Genomic DNA, 24,874 nt, shown 5'->3' with positions numbered 1-24,874 from the left:
AATAAAAACGGCGCTTGAGTCATTCAAGCGCCGTTTTTTATTGTATCAATTTTCTAGCGAACTAGAGCTTTTTCTTCACCTCTACTTCTCTGAAACATTCTATCACATCTCCTTCTTTGATATCATTATAGTTCTTGATCTGAATACCACATTCATAACCTTTAGCAACTTCTTTGACGTCATCCTTGAAACGTTTCAAAGCAGTTAGCTCTCCAGTATGAACTACGATTCCTTCCCTGATGATTCTTACCCCTCCATTTCTATAGATCTTGCCGTCAGTCACCATACAACCAGCGATAGTTCCCACTTTAGAGATCTTGAAGGTTTGTCTAATCTCTGCATTACCGGTAACTTCTTCCTTGAACACTGGTGAAAGCATTCCTTCCATCGCATCCTTAAGGTCGTTGATAGCATCATAGATAATTGAGTAAGATCTAATATCTACCTCTTCTTGCTCAGCAATTGCTTTAGCATTACCCTGTGGTCGTACATTGAATCCAATTATGATCGCATCTGAAGCACTAGCAAGTAGCACATCACTTTCTGTAATCGCACCTACTGCTTTATGAATAATATTAACCTGGATTTCTTCAGTAGAAAGTTTCTGGAACGAGTCAGTTAATGCCTCAACTGATCCATCCACATCACCTTTAAGAATCAAGTTCAATTCTTTAAAGTCACCTAGAGCGATACGTCTTCCTATCTCGTCGAGTGATAGTGTTTTCTGAGTTCTAACCGATTGCTCTCTTTGAAGTTGTGTACGCTTAGCAGCAATAGATTTAGCTTCGCGTTCATCTTCAAATACATTAAACTTATCACCGGCCTGTGGCGCTCCGTCCAGACCTAAAATCGATACAGGAGTTGACGGCCCTGCTTCAGTAACATCATTTCCACGCTCATCTTGCATAGCTTTCACCTTACCGTGTCTAGGACCGGCAAGAACATAATCTCCTACCCTAAGAGTCCCGGCTTGAACAAGAATTGTAGAAACATAACCACGACCCTTATCTAAATAAGCTTCCACAACGGTTCCGGTTGCAGGTTTATCTGGGTTTGCTTTTAAGTCTAGGAGTTCAGCCTCAAGCAGTACTTTTTCAAGCAACTCTTTGACACCTGTACCAAACTTTGCAGAGATGTCATGTGATTGAATTTTACCACCCCAGTCTTCTACAAGAAGGTTCATTTGAGCAAGGCCTTCTTTAATTTTATCAGGATTTGCCGTAGGCTTATCAATTTTATTAATTGCAAAAACAATAGGTACACCCGCTGCTTGTGCGTGTGAAATAGCCTCCTTAGTCTGTGGCATGATATCATCATCTGCCGCTGCTACGATAATCGCAATATCGGTTACTTGTGCACCACGCGCTCTCATCGCTGTAAACGCTTCGTGACCTGGAGTATCAAGAAATGCAATTTTCTGACCATTATCCAATTGTACACCGTAAGCACCGATGTGCTGTGTAATTCCACCACTCTCACCTGCAATTACATTCTCTTCTCTAATATAATCGAGAAGTGATGTTTTACCGTGATCTACGTGACCCATTACTGTAACGATAGGCGCGCGCGGTTCAAGATCTTCCTCATTATCTACAGTCTCTGCGATACTTTCTTCAATATCTGCATTGACAAACTCTACCTCATAACCAAATTCCTCAGCTACGATACTCATGGTTTCAGCATCAAGACGCTGGTTCATGGTAACCATCATACCCAGTGACATACATGCACCGATTACTTGATTCACCGGGACATCCATCATGGTAGACAAATCACTTACCGTTACAAATTCTGTAACTTGAAGTGTTTTCTCTTCAGCTTGAGCTTGTTCAGCCTCCACTTTTTCCCTGTGGCTATCACGCTTGTCACGTCTGTATCGTGCCGCTTTGGATTTTGAAGATTTACCTTGAAGTTTTTCTAAGGTTTCCCTTACTTGCTTTTGGATTTCTTCTTCTGTAGGCTCAGCCTTGACTATAGGTTTGCGTGGCTGACCTCCTTTACGACGTCCTCCTGGACCACCTGAACCGGGTTTAGAAATTCTCTTTCTTTTACCACGGCTATTGTCTTTTTTCTTGGGCTTGGCAAATTTTGAAAGGTCGATTTTCTGACCAGTCACCTTAAGACCACCTAGCTTTTTGTACTCGGTCTTGATTTTCTCAGGCTCGTCAGAAGCCTTGTCTTCTGCAGTCTTAGCTTCTTCTTTCTGAGGGGTTGAGGTAGCCTCTTCAGGCTTAGCTTTTACTTCTTCTTTCTTTTCAGTCTCCTGTTTTTTAGGCTGAGCTTCTTCCTTCTTAGGCGTATCCTCTTTCTTAGGCTTAGACTTGGCAGCGTCAAGATCGATTTTACCTTTGATAGTCGTACCCTTAACTTTAGGACGGTTAGAAACCTCTTTTGAACCATTTGATTCTTCAGCTGCTTCCTTGGGTTTTTCTTCTTTCTTTTCTTGAACCGGCTGGTCCTCCTCTTTTACAGGGGTTTCAGGTTCAGGAGTCTCTTCTTTAACAGGAGCTTTTTTACCTCCATCGAGATCCACACTACCCACTTGCTTCGGTCCACTTAGCTCAGCTTTAGCCTTAATGATCTCTTGGCGTTTTTTCTCCTTTTCCTCCTGCTCCTTCTCTCTTTGCAAGCGTAATTCTTCCTGCTCCTTACGGCGCTCGGCTCCCACTTCCTTAGAGGCTACTTTTTTACTCTTGTCAGTTTGAAACTCATCTGCAAGGGCTTTATATACAGTTGCGTCAATCTTTGTCGTAGGTCGAGCTTCGATCTCGATTCCTACGGAGCTAAGATGTTCCACAGCCCTGTCTAGAGAAATATTAAATTCCCTAAGGACCTTGTTGAGTCTCATGTTTTTTACTTCAGCCATAAAATGGTTATGGGTTGACTTTAAATTTAATCTTCAAATTCTGACCTGAGGATACTTACCACTTCTATCACGGTTTCTTCCTCTAGATCGGTACGTTTTATTAAGTCAGCAACGTCTTGCTCTAGAACACTTTTTGCCGTGTCCAGGCCTATTCTTCTGAATTCCTCAATTACCCAGCCTTCAATCTCATCAGAGAACTCTGTAAGCTCTACATCTTCCTCCACACCTTCTCTGATCACGTCTATCTCATAACCAGTAAGCTTACCAGCTAATCTGATATTATGCCCTCTACGTCCTATTGCTTTAGAAACTTCCTCAGGATTCAATCGCACCTCAGCTTTCTTGTTCTCCTCATCTACCGTCATGGAAACGATTTTTGCAGGACTCAAGGCTCTGGCAATATACAACTGTGTATTTGTAGTCCAATTGATCACGTCAATATTCTCATTTCCTAGCTCTCTTACGATGCCATGGATACGAGATCCTTTTACTCCTACACAAGCACCTACTGGATCAATACGGTCATCATAACTATCGACAGCCACCTTAGCTTTCTCTCCAGGTTCTCTAACTACTGCTTTGACCTGAATAACCCCATCAAAAACTTCCGGGATTTCTTGCTCAAAAAGTTTTTCCAAAAACTTAGGAGATGTACGAGAAAGAATGATGTTAGGTTTATTACCTCTTAATTCTACGCTTTCAATCACGCCACGTACATTTTCACCCTTTCTGAAAAAATCAGAAGGAATCTGACGATCCTTAGGCATGATGATTTCATTTCCTTCATCATCAAGCAAAATAATCGCTCTATGTCTTATATGGTGTACCTCTGCATTATATAGCTCACCTTCAAGCTCTTTGAATTGCTTAAAGATATTTGTGTTATCATGTTCATGGATTTTTGCAATCAAGTTTTGACGCAATGCAAGTATTGCTCTACGACCTAACTGAATCAACTTCACTTCTTCTGCTACATCTTCACCTACTTCATAGTCAGGCTCGATTTTTTGGGCTTCAGAAAGTGAGATCTCTGAGTTCTCATCTTCCACTTCGCCATCAGCAACCACCACACGATTACGCCAAATTTCTAAATCCCCCTTGTCAGGGTTGATGATAATATCAAAGTTGTCGTCCTCTCCAAACTTTCTCTTCAAGGCACTTCTAAAAACATCTTCAAGGATCGCCATCAAGGTGACGCGATCTATCATTTTATCATCTTTAAACTCAGAAAAAGACTCGATCAATGCGAGATTTTCCATACTCTATTTAATTAAATGTTATAACGACTTTGGCTTTTTTTATCTGCTCAAAATCCACTTTCCAATTTTTCTCTACGGTTACTTTCCCTTTACCTATAGGTTTAGGCTCACGCGCTTTCCATTTTAACTCTATACCCTTAGCAGAAACAGCTTCTAGAACACCCCTCTCCTCTCTACCTTCCTTGTCCTCTACCTCAAGGGTACGGCCTATGTGTTTGGAAAATTGTCTAGGCTGCTCAAGAGGTGCTGTGGCACCCGCACTGGTTACCTCTATTGAAAAATCCAGTTCATCGCGGTCTAGATTATGCTCTACAGCCCGTGAAATAAATATACAATCAGAGAGTTTAACACCTGCATCACCGTCGATGGATACATGAATGTCATTTGCCGACCCTATTTTCAAGTCAATCAAAAACAGATCTTTTCGCTCTTCAAATGCTGCTGATAGCAACTCCTCTACCCTCTCTTTCAACATAGTCTATAAAAAGAGGGGACTTTTGTCCCCTCGTCTTTTTTCCAAATACGCTGCAAATATAAAACAAATTAAAGGTTTATCAAACCTAGCACCGCCCTAAATAAATGATTTTAAAATTATTATCTTTATGGAGCACTTAACTCCCCTTTACCATGAAAAAAATTCTTGTCCCCACAGATTTTTCTACAGAGGCTGAAAATGCCCTGCGAGTAGCCGCTGACATTGCTAAAGAAAATAACGGTGAGATATACCTTTTGCATCTACTGGATCTTCCCCTGCACCTCGCAAATGATTCAGACGGCACGCTCCCTGAAGCCTTGTTTTTTATGAAAATCGCCCGTGAAAGATTTGACGATTTAATAAAGTTAGACTTTCTAGAGGGAGTAAGAATACATGGTGATGTAGAGACCGGCGCTACCTACAGCGGTATCATGGATATGGTCAAACGGCACAACTGCGACCTCATCGTGATGGGAAGCCACGGAACGGGTGGCATCAAGAATCGATATATTGGTTCCAATGCAGAAAAAGTGGTGCGCAATTCTGAGATTCCAGTGCTCATTATTAAGGATCGCAAGAAAAGATTGGACGTGAACGAGTTTGTCTTTGCAACGGATCTCAATCCTAAATCTGTGAGCGTTCTTAAAAAGGCAGACGCTTTCGCGAAAGCGACAAACTGCAAGCTACACCTACTCTATGTAAACACACCGTCAAAATTTCTGACTACGCGACAGGCTGAGGAAAAAGTGAAAGAATATCTACAAAAAACGGCGGTAGAACCTGAAGACTATAGTATCTATAACGACAAAACTATAGAGAAAGGCGTCTTCAATTTTGCCCAAGATATTAAAGGTGATATTGTAGGAATAGGGATAAAGGGAAGACGTGGATTAAGTCATTTTTTTGGTGGAAGCCATACTGGGAACATGGTTAATGCTTCTAGTATTCCTGTGATTACCTTTAGAATCAGCAAATAAGATCGTCCAAATTTATTTGTTGGGCCTACCTTCATCTATTTGCAAAAAAAAGCTGCTCCAGTAATGAAGCAGCTTTATATATTTTAAGAGGATCGAAACTATTAACTATTTTGATTCTTTAAAGCATCGCGTATTTCCATAAGTAATTGCTGATCTTTTGTAGGACCTGCTGGCTTAGCTTCTTCTTTTTTCTTACGAACTTGATTGTAAGCCTTAACGATCATGAAAAGAACAAAACCTACAATGATCAAAGAGATGATCGTGTTGATCCATTCACCGTATAAAATAGCATTTTCAGGTTTAGTGACTGCACCGTCTGGACCTATAATAGCTTCAGAAAGAATGATTTTCTTGTCTTTAAAGTCCACTCCTCCTGAGAAGTATCCTATAATAGGCATCATGATCATACTCACAAAACCTTTTACTACCGCACTCACGGCGCCAGCAAGAATAACGGCAACCGCAAGGTCGATCACGTTACCTGTCATGATAAATTTTCTAAACTCTTTAAACATTGTTTCTTGATTTAGTGTTCACGGGCGCAATTTACAAATGTGCTCCAAATTAACAAAGCGTTAAGAACTGTTTTTCAACGCTGTAAATAGTATCGCGGGACTCGGTCTGAAATAACGGTTAGGATTTCATAAGAGATAGTACCTGCATTTTCTGCAACGGTTTGCGCAGTCTGATGATTTTCATCCCAGATGATTACCTCGTCGCCCACCTTGCAATCTATGTCGCTCACATCTACCATAAACATGTCCATACATATAATCCCTAGTGTGGGCGCTTTTCTTCCATTTATTTCCACCTCCATGTTACCCATACCGTGTATGCGGTGTATGCCGTCGCCGTGACCTAGAGCAACCACGGCATAAGTCATCTTCTTAGGAGCAAAAAACTTGCGGTTGTAACTCACGCTTTCCCCTTCTTCAATGGTTCTGATCAGAGAAATGTTGCTTTTAAGACTGGAGATAGGCTTCAAATACTTATCATGTTCTGGGTCGTTCCCATAACCGTACAGCCCTATTCCAGAGCGCACCATAGTAAAGTGGCTCTCTTTATAATTCAATATACCACTGGTATTTGCCTCATGTCTTATAATGGTATAGCCCAGACCTTTTTCAAACGCATCTGCTGTTTTATGAAAAAGGCTTATCTGGTTTTTGTTGAATTCATCCTCAGCGAGGTCTTCACTTGCGCCCAGGTGGGACTGCACGCCACGCACTTTTATGGAGTCTTGATCTTTTATTATTTTGAGGACTTTGTGGAGGTCATCAGCCTCGATTCCCAGCCTGTTCATGCCTGTGTTGAACTCTACGTGTACGGGATAGTTTTTTTGGTTTTTCGCTTTCGCGAAAGCGAGAAATTCCTCCAGCACATCAATACTGTAAAGCACCGGTTCTAAACAGCGCTCAATGCATAATTCCAACTCGTGAACCTGAGGATGAAACACGCAAATAGGCGCCGTGATGCCGTTATCTCTTAGTCGAGCCCCTTCACTTACATATGCCACGGCGATATAATCTGCTCCTAACTCTTGAAGTTTGTGTGCCACCTTAACAGCTCCATGGCCGTAGGCATTTGCTTTCACCACTGCCATGAATAAAGTTCCCGGCGGGATCTTGCTTTTTAAATAACGGAAATTATGCGCGAGCGATTTTAGGTTAACTTCTAATCGTGTGCCCTGTAGCTTCAAATTATGATGCGTTTTTGTTCTGAGCATCCATATTTTTCTGGTCCTGTTTGATGCGTTGCTCCTTCATCGCCTTGTAGTAAGCAGCTCTGCTCAACGGCTCGTATTCTTGCTTCTCGCCCAGTAGGACGATGTTCTCGTCTGGCGTGGTACGATAGGAATATTGCGCAAGGTTACCTGTGCGAGTGCACACGGCGTGTACCTTAGTAACATACTCTGCAGTTGCCATGAGTGCCGGCATGGGACCAAAGGGATTTCCCTTAAAGTCCATATCAAGACCTGCGACGATCACTCTTATGCCACGATTTGCCAGATTGTTGCATACCGCAACGATCTCGTCATCAAAAAACTGCGCTTCATCTATCCCGATTACATCACAATCATTTGCGAGTAGAGGAATATTTGCCGCAGCGGGAACAGGTGTACTGCGTATCTCGTTTGCATCATGGGAAACTACTTTTTCCTCATCATAGCGCACATCTATGGCGGGTTTGAAAATCTCTACCTTTTGGCGGGCAAACTGGGCGCGCTTCAAGCGACGTATGAGTTCTTCTGTCTTTCCAGAAAACATGGAGCCACAGATAACCTCGATCCAGCCAAATTGCTCTTTGTGGTTTACGGTATTTTCTAGAAACATTTTGTAATTTACAACCTGAAAAATAGCTGGTCTTTCCAGCCTGAAAAGCCCAAAAATACAAATAAACCCACCGTACACATACCTCATGAAAAAGAAAATAGCCGCAGATCTTACCAGCCTTGCCCATCGCATACTTCAACTCAAAAACAAGGAGAACGTAACTGAGCTGCAAGCCATCGCAAAAGAACTTTATGAAAAACTCACGGTGCTTGCTTTTACAGAAAAACATTTTGCAGACGCACAACCTACCGCCGGCAACAGAGAAGTTGAGGAGCGATTGGAAAAAGCATTTGCTGAAGCTCAAGAAAATGTAGGTGAAGTCTCAGATCGAGTAGAAAAAGTAATGGAAAACGCTCAAGAAGAAGTTCACCACGCTTTTAGACGTAATGACCTGAGCGAACTCTTTGTCCCTGCAGATGAGGATGAACGAGAAGAAATGGACCTACCCGGTATTTCTACCATTCAAAAAATGGTCGTAGAAATGCCGGATGAAGATGTACAAACTCCAGAGAAGAAACAACAAGAAGAAATCCCTGAGCCCGAAGCGACTCAAGAAGAACCTGCTCCTAAAAAAGTGGTGCGCGAGAAAGAACCTTGGGAGAAATTGATCGAAAAAGTCAATAAAGAAACGACCGCTTCTAAACCACAAGAAACAACTCAAGAAGAACCCCCTCAAGCAGAACAGAAAAAACTGGACCTGGATGAAGTCTTGCCTAAGCCAGAATACAATAAAAATGACTTTGACGAAATCACCGCTGATTTTAAAGATATGCCGGTTTTTGAGCGCAAGGTCAATGATAATTCTGAACGCCCAAAATCGTTGAATGACCGATTGAATCAAGGAATGAAAATCGGGATGAATGACCGCATAGGATTTGTCAAGCACCTATTTAACGGCAGCACAGATGATTTCAATCGCGTTCTATCGCAACTCAACACCATACCAAACCTTAGTGAAGCCAACAACTTTATAGATAACATGGTTAAGCCCGAGTATAATAACTGGGATGGAAAAGATGCCTATGAAGCAAAGTTCAAAGAACTTGTGGAGCGGAATTACGGGTAATTTGATATAGATATCTGAGCAACTTCATAGATAAACCGTAACCTCCGTATTCTAGGTTACGGTTTATTTTTTAAAAGGTTATTTGCTCAAATCAGACTTGATTTGTCTCAACACCAATTTTTCCTTCTTTACCTCCCTTGCAATCAACCATACCATCACGACTGCGATGGGTATACTGCTCCAGCATACATATTGAAACATGAAATCAGACAAGTTCGTTTTAAAAGTAGGAATGAGTAGTACAAAGCCTAGCCAATAGGTAGCAAGTAGGACTGGTGTCCAGACTTGATGTGTTTTCAATCGATTTTGATGGTACTCTTGAATTTTCTCAAAATAGTGGTGAAGACTCGCATTTAGCTTTAAGCTTTTATTCTCTTTTATGGAGCTCATTTCTAAAATGATGCGCACTACTAAACTTATAATCATTAAAGCCATACCAATATTAAAAACAAGCACTTCTGGATTAAAAACCCAGATCGCAAATGCGATCAGTATCACCATAGTTATCGATAGAACGACTATGGTGTAACTCTGTTTATTCTTAATGCTTTGGAATTGCTCGGGGAGTAAGTCACTAGCCGTTTGGGTTTTCCAGCCTTCGGTGAGGGTATTAAGATCTTTCATAGTTGATACATTTTGAGAGTTGGTCTTTGATGCGGTTGATTCTGGTGCGCACCGCACCGTGATTAATTCCTATAATTTCGGCGATTTCTTGTTGTGGAACCTCTTCCAGTTCCAGTAATATGATGGATTTGTTCACCGCATTCAGCTTGTTGATGCAACGGTAGAGTTCTGTAAAATTGTGGGTGCTGTTATCTTTAGACTCTTGAAAGACTGCACGGTCATGAAGTTGATCCAGACTCACCTTTTTATACTTCTTATCTCGACGCAGCTGATTCAAACAGGTATTTACTGCGATGCGATACAACCAGGTGGCTCTTGACGAGTTCCCTTTGAAGCTTGACCAATGTTCGTGAACCTTGATAAATACTTCTTGAGTCAGGTCTACCGCCAGTGCTTCATGACCTTTGAGATATCCCAAACAGAGCCGGTACACCTTTTCCTTGAAATTAGAATAGAGTTCTTGGAATTCTGTTTTTTGGCTCACGTTATTCCGTTTTTAGAACTTCAACAATTTGAGCATTTAACCAGCTGGGGTCGTCGTACATGATAAAGTGCTTTGAGTTTGGATGCATTTTAAAAGTATACTCTTTTAAATTCTCGTACTGATTTTTATATGTGTTTGTAGCCATTTCTTCTCCAAACATTCCTGCTGCTCCTAATATAGTGACTGGAATGTCGATCTGTTTTAAATCCTCCCTTACATCAAATTTCAGATAATCCGTATAGCCATACACGTAGGTTTTTCGGTCTGTGTTTAGGATATCTTGTTTGATTGCATTTTGATGTTCAAAAGCTTTTGCCATTCCTGCTGCCATGGGAGATATCGCTTTCGCGAAAGCGGAATCATCCATCGCCATCATTTGATCATTATAGGGATTTTCATAGGTAAGCGTCGCCAGATCAACATTTGGAAACATGAGCGCACCTGTGGCGGGCAAACCATCAATGATGATGATCTGTTTGATCTTGAGATCTGGCTGTGCCCCAAGCCATGCCGCCAGAGTTCCACCCATGCTGTGACCTATGATAACGAGATTCTCATCGTCAATTGTGCGGACATAATTGATCAATTCGTTTCTCACCTTGTCTAGAAAAGGCATCTCCACAGCCGGCAGCTTCCCAAATCCCGCATAATCAACTAGGTGCAACTCGTGCGATTCAGCAAACCGGTCTTCAAGCGGATGCCACACATCGCTGGTACTGGCAAACCCGGCTAAGAGCAATATAGGATCACCGGTACCTTTTACGGTGGCTTTTATGGCTTGAGCCTGATTGGTAAAACTGAAAAGGATGATAAATCCTAAGGTTAAAAGAGTTTTCATAATGTATTGTTTACCCTTTTGAACCGAGATTTTGAAAATGTTACGTGGAGATTTAAAAAAGTTTTTATCTCTGTCATGCTGAACAAGCGCAGCGCAGATTCAGCATCTTTTATACTGTCATGCTGAACGGAGCCATGCGACGATTCAGCATCTCCAGATCGCGACTTCAATACTTATTTACAACGAGACATCAATATGGAGACTCTGAATACCTCGTGCCTCGTTTTCAGAGTGACAGTTTTGTTCTGTCATGCTGAACGGAGCCGTGCGATGATTCAGCATCTCCAGATCGGGACTTCCAAATCTATTAGACTGAGATTTTTTAATTTTCCAGCATGCCAAAACGTAGCTTCCACAACTACTCTGTCTACATAATGACAAACAAACCCAATGGTGTCATCTACATAGGCGTTACTGGAGGGCTCGAAGATCGAGTCGCGCGTCACAAGCTAGGAATTGGCAGCAGGTTCACTTCGAAGTACAATTGTAACAAACTAGTTTATTTTGAGGACTTCCAATATATCAATGATGCAATCAATCGAGAAAAGCAACTGAAAAACTGGCGACGCAGTTGGAAAATCGATCTTATCGAAAAAGATAATCCAGAATGGAAGGATTTAAGCAATGGCTGGGCACTGGATTTAAATATCGAGAACTACAAATAATATCTGTCATGCTGAACAAGCGCAGCGTAGATTCAGCATCTCACTGATTGGAACTTCAATATTCATTTGCATCGAGATATCATTATGGAGACTCTGAAAACCTCGTGCCTCGGTTTCAGAGTGACAGTTTGTTCTGTCATGCTGAACGGAGCCGTGCGACTCCCGTACAGCTGTCGGGACAGCATCTCCAGATCGGGACTTCCAAATCTATTAGACTGAGATTTTTTAATTTTCCAGCATGCCAAAACGTAGCTTCCACAACTACTCTGTCTACATAATGACAAACAAACCCAATGGTGTCATCTACATAGGCGTTACTGGAGGGCTCGAAGATCGAGTCGCGCGTCACAAGCTAGGCATTGGCAGCAGGTTCACTTCGAAGTACAATTGTAACAAACTAGTTTATTTTGAGGACTTCCAATATATCAATGATGCAATCAATCGAGAAAAGCAACTGAAAAACTGGCGACGCAGTTGGAAAATCGATCTTATCGAAAAAGATAATCCAGAATGGAAGGATTTAAGCAATGGCTGGGCACTGGATTTAAATATCGAGAACTACAAATAATATCTGTCATGCTGAACAAGCGCAGCGTAGATTCAGCATCTCACTGATTGGAACTTCAATATTCATTTGCATCGAGACATCAATATGGAGACTCTGAATACCTCGTGCCTCGTTTTCAGAGTGACAGTTTTGTTCTGTCATGCTGAACGGAGCCGTGCGAATCCCGTACAGCTGTCGGGACAGCATCTCCTTAATCGGAACTTCAGAAGCTAGTGGCATTGAGATAGCATTAAGGAGACTCTGTTCCGATAGTTATCGGAACGCTCCTAACATCACATTCAGAGTGACAAATCTATTTCTTATGATTAGGAAAAAGAAATCATATTTTACATCTCACATAAACTTCAAAAAAACGATCCATTTCTTTACTACATCTCATGCGGTATATTGTTAAGAATATCGCACAGATAGTGATACTTATCAATAAACTGATCCAGTGCCAATACATATAAAGGCTGATAAAAATGATTGATGCCAATCCTATTTTATATAGGAAATTCAGCGGAGCACAATATCCAGCCTTGACAACAAAACGGTCATCTGACTCTAATCTTCCTTTTACAGAAAAATTATTGACAATTTTCTTTTCACTCATCTCAAAAGCATTCATTTTGATAAATCCGCTATAATATCCAGATTCAATCATATTTGATAGAGCCGCTCTGGTTTTCAAATTGTTAGGAAGGGTGGTTTTCATCAATAACTTTTAAAAGTAATGCTTTCGCGACTTGCGCTGAGCGTTTCGACTTATTTCGACTCCCCTCAGCACAAGCCGCTCAGCGACCATGTATCCGAAGTGAAGCGAGAAACCTAAGCGTCTTAATACTTTGTACTTAATACTCCTTACTTATCACTTCAATCTATCTTTCCCTCAATTCCCGCATCTGCATCTCTAAAAATGCGAGTTTATCTTCAAAGTCTGTTGAGAACTCAGGCATGCGACGGAAGAAAACATAACGCACACGCCACATTTCCCTGACGTCTTTGAGCGAGATCTTTATATCATCTAAATTTTTATGATCGGCGCGCAAAACTATTCCTTTAGGTGTGGAATAGAGCCTTCGCAAAATAAGCGCCTCATCACACAGGCATAAAACTACGGTCCCATTGTTCAATTTTTTGATAACGCTGCTGGGAACCTTTTCTCCTATGACCACATCTTTGGGATACAATCCTTTATCATGAGAAGTCATTTCCAGATTGTTCACAGTAAAACCACGAAAGTCTTTTTCTGGATTGAGCGGCAAACTCAATTTAGGCAGATCGTTGATAAAAGCCTCATTATCGTAGTATTCTATATAGGAGTCGGTGGTGCGCTCTGTGATGCACGGCACCTCGGCAAATTGATCGCGTTCCAGGTCTTCTGGACTTAAGGTGAGCTTGTCATTGAAGCGGAGGAGCTGGTTCACGGTCAGTTCTGCTGTTAGCAAATCATCAATTGCAATGCTAAAATAGTTAGCAACATTGATGATGGTATCGATCTTTGGTTCGCTCCTGCCCTCTTCATAAGCCCCTAGAGTACCGCGTTTCAAGTCAAATAGGTCGGCAAATGCCTGCTGACTAAGACCCTTAACTCCTCTTATCTTTTTAATATTTTTTCCAAAAAAGGACATTTTTTGCTAATTTTATTTGCAATTAAAATATTTTGTATATATTTACACTAACGAAATTAGCTATTTAATTTCCCATAGCCAAAATTTTGAGCAATATTCCTCAACATTTTTGTTACTAACCTTTTAAACTTTATACCTATGACAGCCATTATGATTTACTTCGTGGAGACAGTTCTTCAAATACTCGTGGGATAACCCTGCAAGTTTTTGTAATATTAAACCTGTCAAAATCTTATCCATGAAAAATTACTTCAACCAAATTAAAGACTACCTACTCGACCTGAATTATTATATCACAAGAGAAAACCCCAGCAGTGGAATACTCGTTATAGAGAGGGAGAGTGTGGGAGTCAAAAACCTGATTCTGGGAATCGCTCCTCCCATCTTGATTATGGAACAATACATTTTCAAGATCAACAATAAAAACGAGGAGGTTTTCAAAAGCCTGTTACAAAAGAACAGAGATATCATTCACGGTGCCTTTGCTCTGGACGAGAGCGGTAGCAAAGTGATCTTCAGAGACACGCTACAGATCGAGAACCTAGATCTCAATGAATTGGAAGGAACGTTGAACTCGCTAAGTCTTTTGCTAAGCGAGTACTCAGATCAGATCATCAAATTTTCAAAATATTAAAAAAAAGAAACCATGAATATATTTAAAAGACTTTTCAAAATAGGTCAGGCAGAAGCGCACGCTTCTATTGACAATATGGAAGACCCTATCAAAATGACTGAGCAGGGCATCAGGGACATGAAAGAAGATCTCAATAAAAGTGTTGAAGCGATGGCGCAAGTACGCGCTCTAGCCATACGCTCTAAAAACGACAAAGAAGAATTTGAGGCCAAGGTCAAGGATTATGAGAGCAAAGCCATTCTCATTCTTAAAAAAGCACACGCTGGTGACTTGGATGGTTCAGAGGCTGATCGACTTGCTAAAGAAGCTTTAGCCAAAAAAGAAGACGCTCAGAAAAACGTGGATCGCGCCGCGGCAGAAACAGCCAAGTTTGAGAAAAACGTGGAGCAGTTGCAGTCGACCATCAATCGTATCAAGAGCAACATCTCTAACTGGGAAAACGAACTCAGAACGCTCAAAGCCCGCGTCAAAGTAAGCGACGCCACTAAGAATGTCAATAAACAAATGGCAGAGCTGGACAACGCCGGTACCGTAAGTATGCTGGAACGCATGAAAGAAAAAGTCGCCCAAGACGAGGCACTAGCCGAAGCTTATGGAGACCTCGCCAGCGCAAAAGACAGTATAGACGACGAGATCGACGCCGCAGCAGATACTAAGGACGCTAAAGTCGAAGACGATCTTGAAGCTTTGAAGGCAAAACTGGGGCTTAAAAAAGATGCTTGAAATCTAATTGTCAGTCTTAACCTGTCGAAGACGGGTTGATATCGAGAAGCTTAAATATATAAAGATAGCGCCTCGACAGGTGGTCGCTGAGCGGCTTGTGCTGAGCGGAGTCAAAGTAAGTCGAAGCGCTCAGCGTGACAGAATAAATCAAAACCATAACACTAACCTAAATTGGAAAACTACCTCAACATACTATTCTCTGAAGTCAACATCACGCTGACTATACTACTGATCATCCTGATCCTGTACTGGATCGCAACCATGGTCAGCGGTATTGACTTTGATCTGGATGTAGATGTGGACATCGATGTCGATGCAGATGTCGACCTAGACAGCGGTATCGAGGGTGGCAACATGGATTTCCAAGACGTCGCAAATGCCGAGGTGGATAAGGAACACGTACGCACCCGTCGTGCTCGCGATCTCAAGTGGTGGCAGGTCATCTTGATCTATTTCAACTTTGTGGGTCTGCCGTTTATGTTCACGTTCACGGTTTGGATTTTCCTATGGTGGATGATCAGCGTGCTCGTCACGGCCGTAACTGGCAGCTACGACAGCAGTTTTGGGTTTATCATCGTTTTGGCAGCTTTTATTCCCGCATTGATACTGACTAAAATTTTCACCACACCTTTCAAGTCTTTTTTCAAGAATTTAAATAAGGATGGCGATAAAGCCGTAGATTTCCTCGGTCGTGATGCGATATTGCTTTGTACGATCTCAGGTGAAAAAATGGGTAATGCAGAGGTCGTGGCAGATGGTAATTCCATGAATATTTATGTAAAATCATTGGACGGATCAGAATTACGCTTTCGCGAAAGCGTACTCATCATCAAGCAATCGCCAGATAAAAACTATTTCTATGTCAGTAAATCTTGATCTCGAAGAAAAAGACTTGACACAAGTAACCAGGATTTTGAGAAAGAATACTGAGGATAAAGAGGCTTTCTTTGCATTTCATCAGTACGGAGGAGATCCTAGTGAATCTGACATACACGCTAATAAAGAGGGTCTTATACGGTATGCTGCAGATTTACTTGAAGCAAGTATTTCAGTAACTCCTGATAATAGGATGCTGGAACTCAGTCAAGAATGGCTTTATGATAATGGACATTTTTATTTCAACAATATTAGATTAATAGATAAATCACAGTATGAATCAGAGCAAGTTGAATATAAAATCACATGGAAAGATAAAGCATCAGAATACGGATGTTTTGCAATGATTCTTTTTTTAATTCTTTGCACGATTATAGGCTTATATATTATAGTTGATTATGCAATAAACTTGGCATTTTAAAATGTATAGTTCTAATCAGTAGAAAATGTCAGTTCGAGCGACAGTCGAGAACGTTTTAAGATCGAGAAACTAAGCCTGTCTCGACTAGCGCTCGACATGTCAAATCAGTAGAAAAACAAACAATTAAACTAAATCAATAACTTAAATCAAATATGGACGGAATCTTACCAATCATCGTAACGGGACTAGGGATTATTCTCTTTCTCATCATCGTTTATTTCGCGATCATCGCGATGTTTTACAAAAAAGTTCATCAGGGACAAGCCCTGGTGCGTACTGGTTTTGGCGGCACAAAAGTCGCTACCGACAAAGGACTCTATGTCGTTCCCGTATTCCACCGTGTGGAAACCATGGACATATCGGTCAAGAAGATTCAGATCGAGCGTATGGGCGTTGAGGGACTGATCTGTAAGGACAACCTACGTGCCGATATCAAAGTGGCATTTTTCGTACGCGTCAACAACGAGGTCGAGTACATCAAGAAAGTAGCCCAAACCATAGGGGTGCAACGTGCCTCACGCATCGAGACGCTGGAAGACCTTTTTGAAGCCAAATTCTCTGAAGCACTTAAAACCGTAGGTAAAAAGTTTCAGTTTATCGACTTGTACGAGGCACGACGCGAATTCCGCGATGAGATCGTGGACATTATCGGGACAGACTTGAACGGTTACACGCTGGAAGACTGTGCGATCGACTATTTAGAGCAAACATCGGTTTCTCATTTAAAGCCAGACAACATTCTGGATGCTGAGGGTATCAAAAAGATCACAGATCTTACCGCTGCTCAAAATGTAAAAGCCAACCTTATCAAGCGCGATGAAGAAAAAACCATCCGCAAGCAAGATGTGGAGGCGCGCGAGGCCATTCTAGAACTCGACAAACAATTAGCTGAAAAAGAAGAACAGCAAAAACGTGAGATCGCAAACATCATGTCTCGCGAGCAAGCTGAAACCTTGAAAGTAGCCGAAGAAGAGCGCCTTAAGTCAGAAACCGCTCGCATTGCTACCGAAGAGAAAGTAAAAGTTGCTGAAGAAAACATGCAACGCCAGATCATCGTTGCCGAGAAAAACAAGCAACGTACGGATGCGGTTGAGACTGAGCGCGTAGAAAAAGATCGAGCACTAGAGCAGACCGAGCGCGAGCGTATCGTGACCCTTGCTCAGATCGAGAAAGAAAAAGTCGTTGAAGTTGAGAAAAAGAATATTCAAGACGTGATCCGCGATCGAGTGATCTTGGAGAAAGGTGTGGTAGAAGAGCAGGAAAATATGAAAGACATCGAGGCTTTCAAAACTGCAGACCGTATCAAGCAAGTAACCATCACAAATGCTGAGGCAAAAGCTCAGGATGATTTGATCAAGACCATTAAAGCGGCAGAAGCCAGCAAGGAAGCGGCAAAACAAAAAGCCGAAGAGATCAATATCGAGGCACTTGCCCACAAAGAGGCCAGCGAGAAACAAGCTGAAGCCAGAAAAATTCTTGCCGAAGCACAAGCCAAGGAAGAGGCTACCGTAGGACTTTCTGAAGCTCAAGTAATGCACGCAAAAGCCGAAGCCAGCGAGCGACAAGGAGTTGTAGATGCCCTAATCATTCAGAAAAAGGCCGAGGCTGAAGCCAGCGGAATTAGTGCAAAAGCAGAGGCTAAACGCAAAGACGGTCTTGCAGAAGCTGAAGTCATCAAAGAAAAAGCCATGGCAGATGCTGCTGGTATCGAAGAGAAAGCTGAAGCGATGAAGAAACTCGACGGTGTAGGAAAAGAGCACGAAGAGTTCAAATTGAAACTCGATAAAGAGCTTCAGGTAGATCTCGCTCAGATCAACATCCAGAAGGATATTGCAGATGCGCAGGCAAAGGTTATAGGCGATGCGCTTAAAGCAGCCAAAATCGACATTGTGGGTGGTGAGACCATGTTCTTTGAGCAGATCATCGGTCAGATTACCAAAGCGAAAGGTTACGATAGACTGGTCAGCCATTCTGAAACCGTAAGCGAGGTAAAAGATGCCATTTTAGGCAGCAATGATGTAAAAGGAAATTTACTGGAGAAAGTGCGTGATTTTGCTGATAAATACAACATCAGCAGCGAGGACATCAAAAATCTCACGATCGCAAATCTTTTGAACAATTTACAGAGTCAATCGGGTGATCGCGAGGAAAAAACCATGCTCAGTAACCTATTGAATATGGCTCAAGGTCTTGGGATTTCTGGGAAAACGTTAAAAGAATTACGTTGATAGAGGCGCTTGGCAAACGCCTTTTGAAATAATTTCATCGCATCCGCCCTAGAAAAAGATTTCATTTTCCTAGATTAAGAAAATTAATCCAAGTAGATATCTTATGGGACGCTTGCCAAGCGTCCCAACCTATCTCTTTTTATTTTAAAAATGAAAAAATTCCATCGTAGATCTAGAAGGCTTAAATCGCACGATTACGCGGGAGCTTACCGGTATTTCCTGACGATAACTACGCGTAATCGGTTGCCGTTATTCGGTGAAATCATAGATGGAAACGTTGAATTGAATGAGTTTGGGAAAATTGCTGATAAGGAATGGCGTAGAACTCTTGACTTAAGGCCTGAAGTTCATTTCGGAGAATACATCATCATGCCTGATCACGTTCATATGATCATCGGCTTGAAAGAAACAAGCGATCAACCAGAGCTTGATCAGACTGAAAGAGAGCGACGCGCTGGAGCGGTAGCTGGAAACCATTTGACCAAAGTCAAATCGCTCAGCACGATCATCAGGGGCTATAAAGGAACGGTAACTCGTCAGGTCTTGGCTATCGCGAAAGCTACGATAAAAAGGGTATCGGAAAAGGGCGCTTGGCAAGCGTCCTCGTACGACGATCGTCTATCTCGAATCGAAATATCTTTAGCCCGTCAAATCGATGGCGAGAAAACTATATGGACGCGCAACTACTACGAGCACATAATCAGAAGCGATCGAGCTTATGAAAATATCGAGCAGTATATCAGAGATAATCCTCTACAGGCTCAAAGAGCTCTTTTAATAAAGGGCGTATGCGATGCGCCCCAACTGGAGGGCGATGCGCCCCAACGGGATCGAGATATCCATATCAGTAAGGGCGGATCGCATCCGCCCCTATCTGAGCGCTCGGACGCAGGGCTAGCGTCATCTACCTCGAGGACGCATGCGATGCGTCCCAACGAAAAGCAAAAAGAAATATGAAGGAAAGCAGTAAAGGCACTTCCCAAGCGCCCATAGATAAAGATATAAATCTTGATAGGGACCTTGCGAAGCGCCCCAACGGAGGCGATCGCCCTAACCAAGTATCAAGCCTCGACTCAGGAACCTACGAGATCATCCAGAGCAGACTCTTGAAGCAGAAAAATGATCTGCAAAAGAGACTTTCTGCACTAAATGAAGAGCGTAAAAAGGTTTTCGGATCGCTTGAGACGCAGCTGATCGCAAACGACCGGGTGAATACGGAGCACAACTGCATCGCGCGCGACATCGTGACCATAGGCAAGTACAGCATTTTTGGATACAACGTGCATTTTGGTTTGCGTACAGAGATCACGTTGAGTGATGTTTTTAGCGTTTACGAATTTGGTAATGGTGATGGCAGGGGCGCTTCGCAAGCGTCTTCCTCGCAAGCGTCTGCGGGATCAGAAAATGGTAAAGGAAATGAGGGCGCAAGCGTTGCGCCCCAACGACGTAGCGACGCTTCGCAAGCGTCCGCCGCAGGATCAGAAAACGATCTACGCTTTCGCGAAAGCGCAACAGGTCTGGAAATCATCAACAACCCAACTTTTCAAACCGACTTCCAGAATCTCTACAAATACTATAGAAATACCATTTTTGCAAGGTTTGCGATCATCGGGAACTACCTGCACATGGTGTTTCAGCTGAGTGACAGCGTGACTGATGTCAAGTCGTTCAAATGGTTGATCGAGAGCGATCGATTGCGTTACATCGACAATCGCAGCGAGCATGAAGTGCGGTTTCCGGCACAGTATGGCTTCAACTGGAAAGAAGCGGGCCGTGATGATCAGCGCTACGGTGAACATGCGCACGTCTCTATTGCCGACAAGGTTTTTGTGGAAACCATAGGTGGTGATCTAACTATCAAAATAGAAGATAATACAGAAGACGGTCAGGGAATCTACCGTGAAGATGTGGAACACCGCGACCAGACGCTGGACGACGGGCAATACCGCTACGCCGATCTTGGAAATCTGGTGGTTTTAGAAATCAAACCTTTTCAGGAAACGCCGCGCTATTTTGTATACAACCACAAGATCAAAGAGGTGGAAAAGATTGACAGCATCGCACAGGCGGCGGTTTTGTTGCCAGACGATCAAGGAATAATTTTTCCAGATGGTTATTACCTTCAAACGGGCCAGTATAATGTTTTTCCCAGTGTATCGAGCGATCTCAAATTCCTGAAGCGCATCGCGTCACCTAATGGTGAGGACCACCTCTATATTTTTTACAATCTAGAAAAAGGCGACTACGTGCTCATGCAGTACAACGTCATCGATCAGGTGGTAAAAACGCCCATACGCTGTAGCGGTTTCACGATTCTGGAAGGTGGGGAGCTGTGCTATTTCCGTAGTGAGGAAGAGCAGACTAAGCACCACATGATGCAGATTTGGCAAACGCCCTTTATGAAAAGCGACGTTATGCCGTCTGAGCACCAAGACACGATGCTTTATAAGATAGGCAACAAGGATATCGTAAAGGCGATGGCAGAGGCGCAGGAACTCATCACGCTGCTCAACAAACAAGACAGCTACGAGGGCCTTTACGACGATATTGCCGATGCCAGCAAGGATATTCTTGATGCTTATTACTGGCTTAACGAGGACGAGACCCAGAAACTCAACTTGCCGTTGCAAGAGATCAACAAAGCGTCAAATGCTGCGATCGATGAGTTTGAAAAGGTCAAGCAACTTCGTAAAAAAGCAGCGCAGGAAACGAGCACGCTTTCGCGAAAGCGAGATGATTTAATCTCAAAAATAAAAAGCACCAGCTTCAAGACGATCAATGACTTTGTGCAATTACTCACGCAACTGCGCACCTTGCGTGGCGAAGCGATCGGGTTGTACGAGGTGCGGTATGTGGATGAAAGTTTTATCAAAGAAATTGAGGAGCAAATCATTGCACAAAACGAGCTCATTTCAAGGCGTGCGGTAACCTTTTTGCTGGATGAGAAAGCGCTGTCGCCGTATCATGAGGCTATAGCCCAAAAAGAAAAAGCCCTTGCCGAAGCTGGTAAGGTGATTGAGATCAAGGCGCTGGAGAAAGAAGTGAATCAAATTGCTGAGGATCTGGAACTCCTTATCGAGATCGTGAGTAATCTGGATATTGAGGACACTTCTCAATCGACTCGCATTGTCGAGAATATCTCGCTGATTTTTGCCACGATCAATCAGGTGAAAGCAGCGATCAAGAACAAGATCAAAAGCGTAGGTAAAAAAGAAGCTCAAGCCGATTTTGCCGCGCAACTCAAGCTGATCGACCAGAGTATCATCAATTATCTGGACATTGCTAATACACCCGAAAAGTGCGATGAATTTCTGAACAAGATCGCGATCCAGCTGGAAGAACTGGAGGGACGATTTGCCGATTTTGACGAGTACATTACCGAGATCATCGAGAAGCGCGAGGAAGTTTATGCGGCTTTTGACAACCGCAAAAACAGCCTGGTCGAGGCGCGCAACAAAAAGGCGATTGCTCTTCAAAACGCCGCTGAGCGTATCATCAAAGGTGTTCAAAAACGCGCCCAATCCCTAGAAACCGCTACTGAAATCAATGGGTATTTTGCCAGCGATCTGATGATCAACAAAGTGCGCGACATCGTCGTGCAGCTGCGTGAGCTGGAAGACGCAGGAAAAGCTGAGGCGATCGAGACTGCTTTGAAAACTTCGAGAGAAGATGCGCTGCGCAAGCTCAAGGACAAAAACGAGCTTTACGAGGACGGCGATAACATCATCAAGCTGGGGAAACATAAATTTGGTGTCAATAAACAGCAGCTAGACCTGACCATTGTTTATAAAGATGATGCGCTTTTTTACCACCTCACGGGAACCGATTTTTATCAGGAATTACATAATGAGGTTTTAACCGCCAGCAAGCATTTGTGGAACCAAGATCTGGTTTCAGAAAATGATAGCGTGTATCGATCCAGCTACCTCGCCTATTCCATTTTTGAGTCGGCAGATAAGGAGGTCTTGCGATCAAAATCAGATGAAGATTTGTTGAAAGTGGTTCAAGAAACCGCTGGCGGCAATTATAGCGCGGGATACGTGAAAGGAGTTCACGATCACGATGCGATGTTGATTTTGAAAACGCTTTTGCACAAGCACCATGATTTGGGCTTGTTGATTTATCCGCCACAGGTTCGAGCGTCGGCTCAGATTTTTTGGAATGGTTTATCGCAGGAAACCCAGCAGGAGTTCGATGAAATGATTAAAAGTGCTGGAGAAGTTTTGGAAGTTTTTCCAGAGAGTCAGGAGTATGATGTAGTTATAAGTAAGATAGCTGATCAGTTCGACGGGCTCTTCGACTCCGCTCAGAGACCGTCTCATTTGCCTAAGCTTTCGGATAAGGAAAATACTAAGGTGGCTGAGCGGAGCCGAAGCTACCGTGAAATCGCAGAATACCTCTTCTACGAGCTCAAAGACAACGATCATTTCATGGTGAGTCATGAGGCTCAGAAATTACGTGAGGATTTTGAAAAAAGAATAACTGAGCAAAATGCCGAGCAGCGTTTTAAAGCTAGTTTGGAAAAATGCAAGTCAGAGGCTGCAAAAGTGGAACTGGTGCGTTTGTGGGTTTCCGCTTTCGCGCGGTCCCTGAGCGGAGTCGAAGGGAAAGCGAGAAAAAACTCGTCCAATTCGGGTGAGTTCGACTCTGCTCAGTCAACTGCTGATGACAAGAAGAAAATGTCAAGCTTACGGTCGCTGAGCGGAGTCGAAGCGATTGCAGAATCAAAGCTTGCTTACATCGACGAATGCGTCGCAAACCTCTTGTATGGCGAGCAAGTGGCCGCAGAGAACATCGCTATATCGCCCGATGAAGAAATCAAGAATTTGAAAGGAGCGCATGCAACACTGGACGAGGGAACATTTCTTTTCCACTACCACCAGTTTGTGGCAGTATTGAAACATTTTACCAGCGTACAAGTGCCCGCCTACAACGCCTTTAGAAAAGCAAAACACGAGGTAACGGAAGAACTCAAAGAGCAATTGCGACTGGAAGAATTCAGACCACGCGTTTTGAGCAGTTTTGTGCGGAATAAGTTGATCGATCAGGTGTATTTCCCGCTGATAGGGGACAACCTTGCGAAACAATTAGGAACCGTGGGTGATAACAAACGTACCGACCGTATGGGATTGTTGTTGCTGATTTCTCCTCCTGGTTACGGTAAAACCACTTTGATGGAATATGTCGCCAACCGATTAGGTTTGATTTTTATGAAAATCAATGGACCAGCAATCGGGCACGAAGTAACATCAGTCGATCCAGAGGCGGCCAATAATGCTGCGACTCGTGAGGAGTTGAAAAAGTTGAATCTAGCTTTTGAGATGGGTGACAACGTGATGTTATATCTGGACGATATCCAGCATTGTAATCCTGAGTTTTTACAAAAATTCATCAGTTTGTCTGATGGTACGCGTAAGATTGAAGGAGTGTTTAATGGAAAACCCAAAACCTATGATCTGCGCAGTAAGAAATTCTGCGTCATTATGGCGGGAAATCCCTACACAGAGAGTGGCGACAAATTCCAGATCCCAGACATGCTCGCTAACCGAGCCGACATCTACAACCTAGGAGATATCATAGGCGATACTGCGCACTTGTTTGAACTGAGTTTGATCGAGAACGCGCTGACGAGTAATCCTGTGCTGCATCAGTTAAGCAATAGGAATTTTGATGATGTGTATACATTGCTGGATCGGGTAGAGAACGGAACTTCTGATAATGAACTACAAGGCAATCATAGTACCCAGGAAATTGCAGATTATGTGGCTGTTTTGGAAAAAGTGGTCAAGATCAGGAATACGGTGCTTAAAGTGAATGAAACCTACATAGACAGTGCGGGAACGGAAGATGAATACCGCACAGAACCAGCTTTTAAACTGCAAGGATCTTACCGCGATATGAATAAGTTAGTCGCTAAGGTCGTTCCCATCATGAATGATAAAGAACTGCAAACACTACTGCAATCTCACTACGAGAGCGAGTCACAAACCCTTACCAGCGCGGCAGAAGCGAACCTTTTGAAGTACAAAGAGCTGATCAATAACCTATCTGACGCAGAGCAACAACGCTGGAACGAGATCAAAACCATCTTCCAGAAAAACAACAAGCTGAAAGGATTGGGTGGCAACAATATGTCTCAAATCCTAAGTCAGATGATGGAGTTTACGGAGAACTTGGAAGGGATTAAAGAGGTTTTGAGGAAGGGGTTGGGGAGGTGATAAGTT

22 protein-coding genes are annotated in these 24,874 nt (G+C 42.9%); 11 read left to right on the top strand and 11 right to left on the bottom strand.

Annotated elements, in window-relative coordinates; all coding sequences use genetic code 11:
* Positions 1-61 precede the first annotated feature (61 nt).
* The 3 genes from infB to rimP are packed head-to-tail and all read right to left on the bottom strand — an operon-like array spanning position 62 to position 4,600.
* Positions 62-2,866: a translation initiation factor IF-2 gene (gene infB, locus BST97_RS11660; protein WP_085767401.1), complete on the bottom strand. Its 2,805-nt coding sequence runs from the start codon at positions 2,864-2,866 to the stop codon at positions 62-64.
* Between the two features lie 26 nt (positions 2,867-2,892).
* Entirely contained in the window at positions 2,893-4,125 is a 1,233-nt protein-coding gene (gene nusA / locus BST97_RS11655) for a transcription termination factor NusA (protein ID WP_085767400.1), read from the bottom strand.
* A gap of 7 nt (positions 4,126-4,132) precedes the next feature.
* Positions 4,133-4,600, bottom strand: a complete 468-nt coding sequence (gene rimP / locus BST97_RS11650) for a ribosome assembly cofactor RimP (RefSeq protein ID WP_085767399.1) — start codon at positions 4,598-4,600, stop codon at positions 4,133-4,135.
* Positions 4,601-4,752: 152 nt separating this feature from the next.
* Here rimP and BST97_RS11645 point away from each other — a divergent pair, with 152 nt between their 5' ends.
* Complete coding sequence (locus tag BST97_RS11645) at positions 4,753-5,577, top strand: universal stress protein (protein ID WP_085767398.1); 825 nt, start codon at positions 4,753-4,755, stop codon at positions 5,575-5,577.
* Between the two features lie 101 nt (positions 5,578-5,678).
* Here the strand turns inward: BST97_RS11645 and mscL are convergent, their stop codons facing one another.
* From mscL to BST97_RS11630, 3 genes are all read right to left on the bottom strand, one after another.
* Positions 5,679-6,092, bottom strand: a complete 414-nt coding sequence (gene mscL, locus BST97_RS11640) for a large conductance mechanosensitive channel protein MscL (protein WP_085767397.1) — start codon at positions 6,090-6,092, stop codon at positions 5,679-5,681.
* A gap of 74 nt (positions 6,093-6,166) precedes the next feature.
* Positions 6,167-7,303 carry an alanine racemase gene (gene alr / locus BST97_RS11635; RefSeq protein ID WP_169711567.1) on the bottom strand — a complete coding sequence of 379 codons (1,137 nt, stop codon included), beginning with the start codon at positions 7,301-7,303 and terminating at the stop codon, positions 6,167-6,169.
* On the bottom strand, positions 7,278-7,910 hold the full coding sequence (locus tag BST97_RS11630; RefSeq protein ID WP_085768242.1) for a thymidine kinase: 633 nt from the start codon (positions 7,908-7,910) through the stop codon (positions 7,278-7,280). The genes alr and BST97_RS11630 overlap by 26 nt, the downstream gene beginning before the upstream one ends.
* Before the next feature lie 85 nt (positions 7,911-7,995).
* Here BST97_RS11630 and BST97_RS11625 point away from each other — a divergent pair, with 85 nt between their 5' ends.
* Positions 7,996-8,976, top strand: coding sequence for a hypothetical protein (locus BST97_RS11625; RefSeq protein WP_085767396.1), 981 nt, complete (start codon positions 7,996-7,998; stop codon positions 8,974-8,976).
* Positions 8,977-9,054: 78 nt separating this feature from the next.
* Here BST97_RS11625 and BST97_RS11620 read toward each other — a convergent pair whose 3' ends face one another.
* The 3 genes from BST97_RS11620 to BST97_RS11610 are packed head-to-tail and all read right to left on the bottom strand — an operon-like array spanning position 9,055 to position 10,922.
* Positions 9,055-9,600: a hypothetical protein gene (locus tag BST97_RS11620; protein ID WP_085767395.1), complete on the bottom strand. Its 546-nt coding sequence runs from the start codon at positions 9,598-9,600 to the stop codon at positions 9,055-9,057.
* Entirely contained in the window at positions 9,587-10,084 is a 498-nt protein-coding gene (locus BST97_RS11615) for an RNA polymerase sigma factor (protein WP_085767394.1), read from the bottom strand. The genes BST97_RS11620 and BST97_RS11615 overlap by 14 nt, the downstream gene beginning before the upstream one ends.
* A gap of 1 nt (position 10,085) precedes the next feature.
* Positions 10,086-10,922 carry an alpha/beta fold hydrolase gene (locus BST97_RS11610; protein WP_085767393.1) on the bottom strand — a complete coding sequence of 279 codons (837 nt, stop codon included), beginning with the start codon at positions 10,920-10,922 and terminating at the stop codon, positions 10,086-10,088.
* A 335-nt stretch (positions 10,923-11,257) separates the two neighbouring features.
* Between BST97_RS11610 and BST97_RS11605 the strand changes: the two genes are divergently transcribed.
* Positions 11,258-11,587, top strand: coding sequence for a GIY-YIG nuclease family protein (locus BST97_RS11605; RefSeq protein WP_085767392.1), 330 nt, complete (start codon positions 11,258-11,260; stop codon positions 11,585-11,587).
* A 238-nt stretch (positions 11,588-11,825) separates the two neighbouring features.
* Positions 11,826-12,155, top strand: a complete 330-nt coding sequence (locus BST97_RS11600; protein ID WP_085767392.1) for a GIY-YIG nuclease family protein — start codon at positions 11,826-11,828, stop codon at positions 12,153-12,155.
* A gap of 319 nt (positions 12,156-12,474) precedes the next feature.
* Here the strand turns inward: BST97_RS11600 and BST97_RS11595 are convergent, their stop codons facing one another.
* Together BST97_RS11595 and BST97_RS11590 are read right to left on the bottom strand one after the other, a co-directional pair.
* Entirely contained in the window at positions 12,475-12,852 is a 378-nt protein-coding gene (locus tag BST97_RS11595; protein ID WP_085767391.1) for a hypothetical protein, read from the bottom strand.
* Positions 12,853-13,015: 163 nt separating this feature from the next.
* On the bottom strand, positions 13,016-13,768 hold the full coding sequence (locus tag BST97_RS11590) for a helix-turn-helix domain-containing protein (RefSeq protein ID WP_085767390.1): 753 nt from the start codon (positions 13,766-13,768) through the stop codon (positions 13,016-13,018).
* Positions 13,769-14,006: 238 nt separating this feature from the next.
* On the opposite strand from BST97_RS11590, the gene BST97_RS11585 reads away from it, so the two are divergent.
* The 7 genes from BST97_RS11585 (at position 14,007) to BST97_RS16165 (ending at position 24,868) form a co-directional block, all read left to right on the top strand.
* Complete coding sequence (locus BST97_RS11585; protein ID WP_085767389.1) at positions 14,007-14,402, top strand: type III secretion system chaperone family protein; 396 nt, start codon at positions 14,007-14,009, stop codon at positions 14,400-14,402.
* 12 nt (positions 14,403-14,414) lie between these two features.
* Positions 14,415-15,125, top strand: coding sequence for a PspA/IM30 family protein (locus BST97_RS11580; protein WP_085767388.1), 711 nt, complete (start codon positions 14,415-14,417; stop codon positions 15,123-15,125).
* Positions 15,126-15,296: 171 nt separating this feature from the next.
* Complete coding sequence (locus BST97_RS11575; RefSeq protein ID WP_085767387.1) at positions 15,297-16,001, top strand: OB-fold-containig protein; 705 nt, start codon at positions 15,297-15,299, stop codon at positions 15,999-16,001.
* On the top strand, positions 15,985-16,422 hold the full coding sequence (locus BST97_RS11570) for a hypothetical protein (RefSeq protein ID WP_085767386.1): 438 nt from the start codon (positions 15,985-15,987) through the stop codon (positions 16,420-16,422). Before BST97_RS11575 ends, BST97_RS11570 begins: the two co-directional genes overlap by 17 nt.
* A gap of 152 nt (positions 16,423-16,574) precedes the next feature.
* Positions 16,575-18,650, top strand: a complete 2,076-nt coding sequence (locus BST97_RS11565) for a flotillin family protein (RefSeq protein WP_085767385.1) — start codon at positions 16,575-16,577, stop codon at positions 18,648-18,650.
* Positions 18,651-18,800: 150 nt separating this feature from the next.
* Entirely contained in the window at positions 18,801-19,607 is an 807-nt protein-coding gene (locus tag BST97_RS11560; RefSeq protein ID WP_085767384.1) for a transposase, read from the top strand.
* Positions 19,604-24,868 carry a DNA repair ATPase gene (locus tag BST97_RS16165; RefSeq protein WP_245833560.1) on the top strand — a complete coding sequence of 1,755 codons (5,265 nt, stop codon included), beginning with the start codon at positions 19,604-19,606 and terminating at the stop codon, positions 24,866-24,868. The genes BST97_RS11560 and BST97_RS16165 overlap by 4 nt, the downstream gene beginning before the upstream one ends.
* The last annotated feature ends 6 nt before the right edge of the window (positions 24,869-24,874 follow it).

This window comes from Nonlabens spongiae, assembly GCF_002117125.1.
Taxonomy (GTDB): domain Bacteria; phylum Bacteroidota; class Bacteroidia; order Flavobacteriales; family Flavobacteriaceae; genus Nonlabens; species Nonlabens spongiae.
Note: the sequence above shows the minus strand (reverse complement) of the source record. Positions and strands in the feature narration are given on the sequence as shown.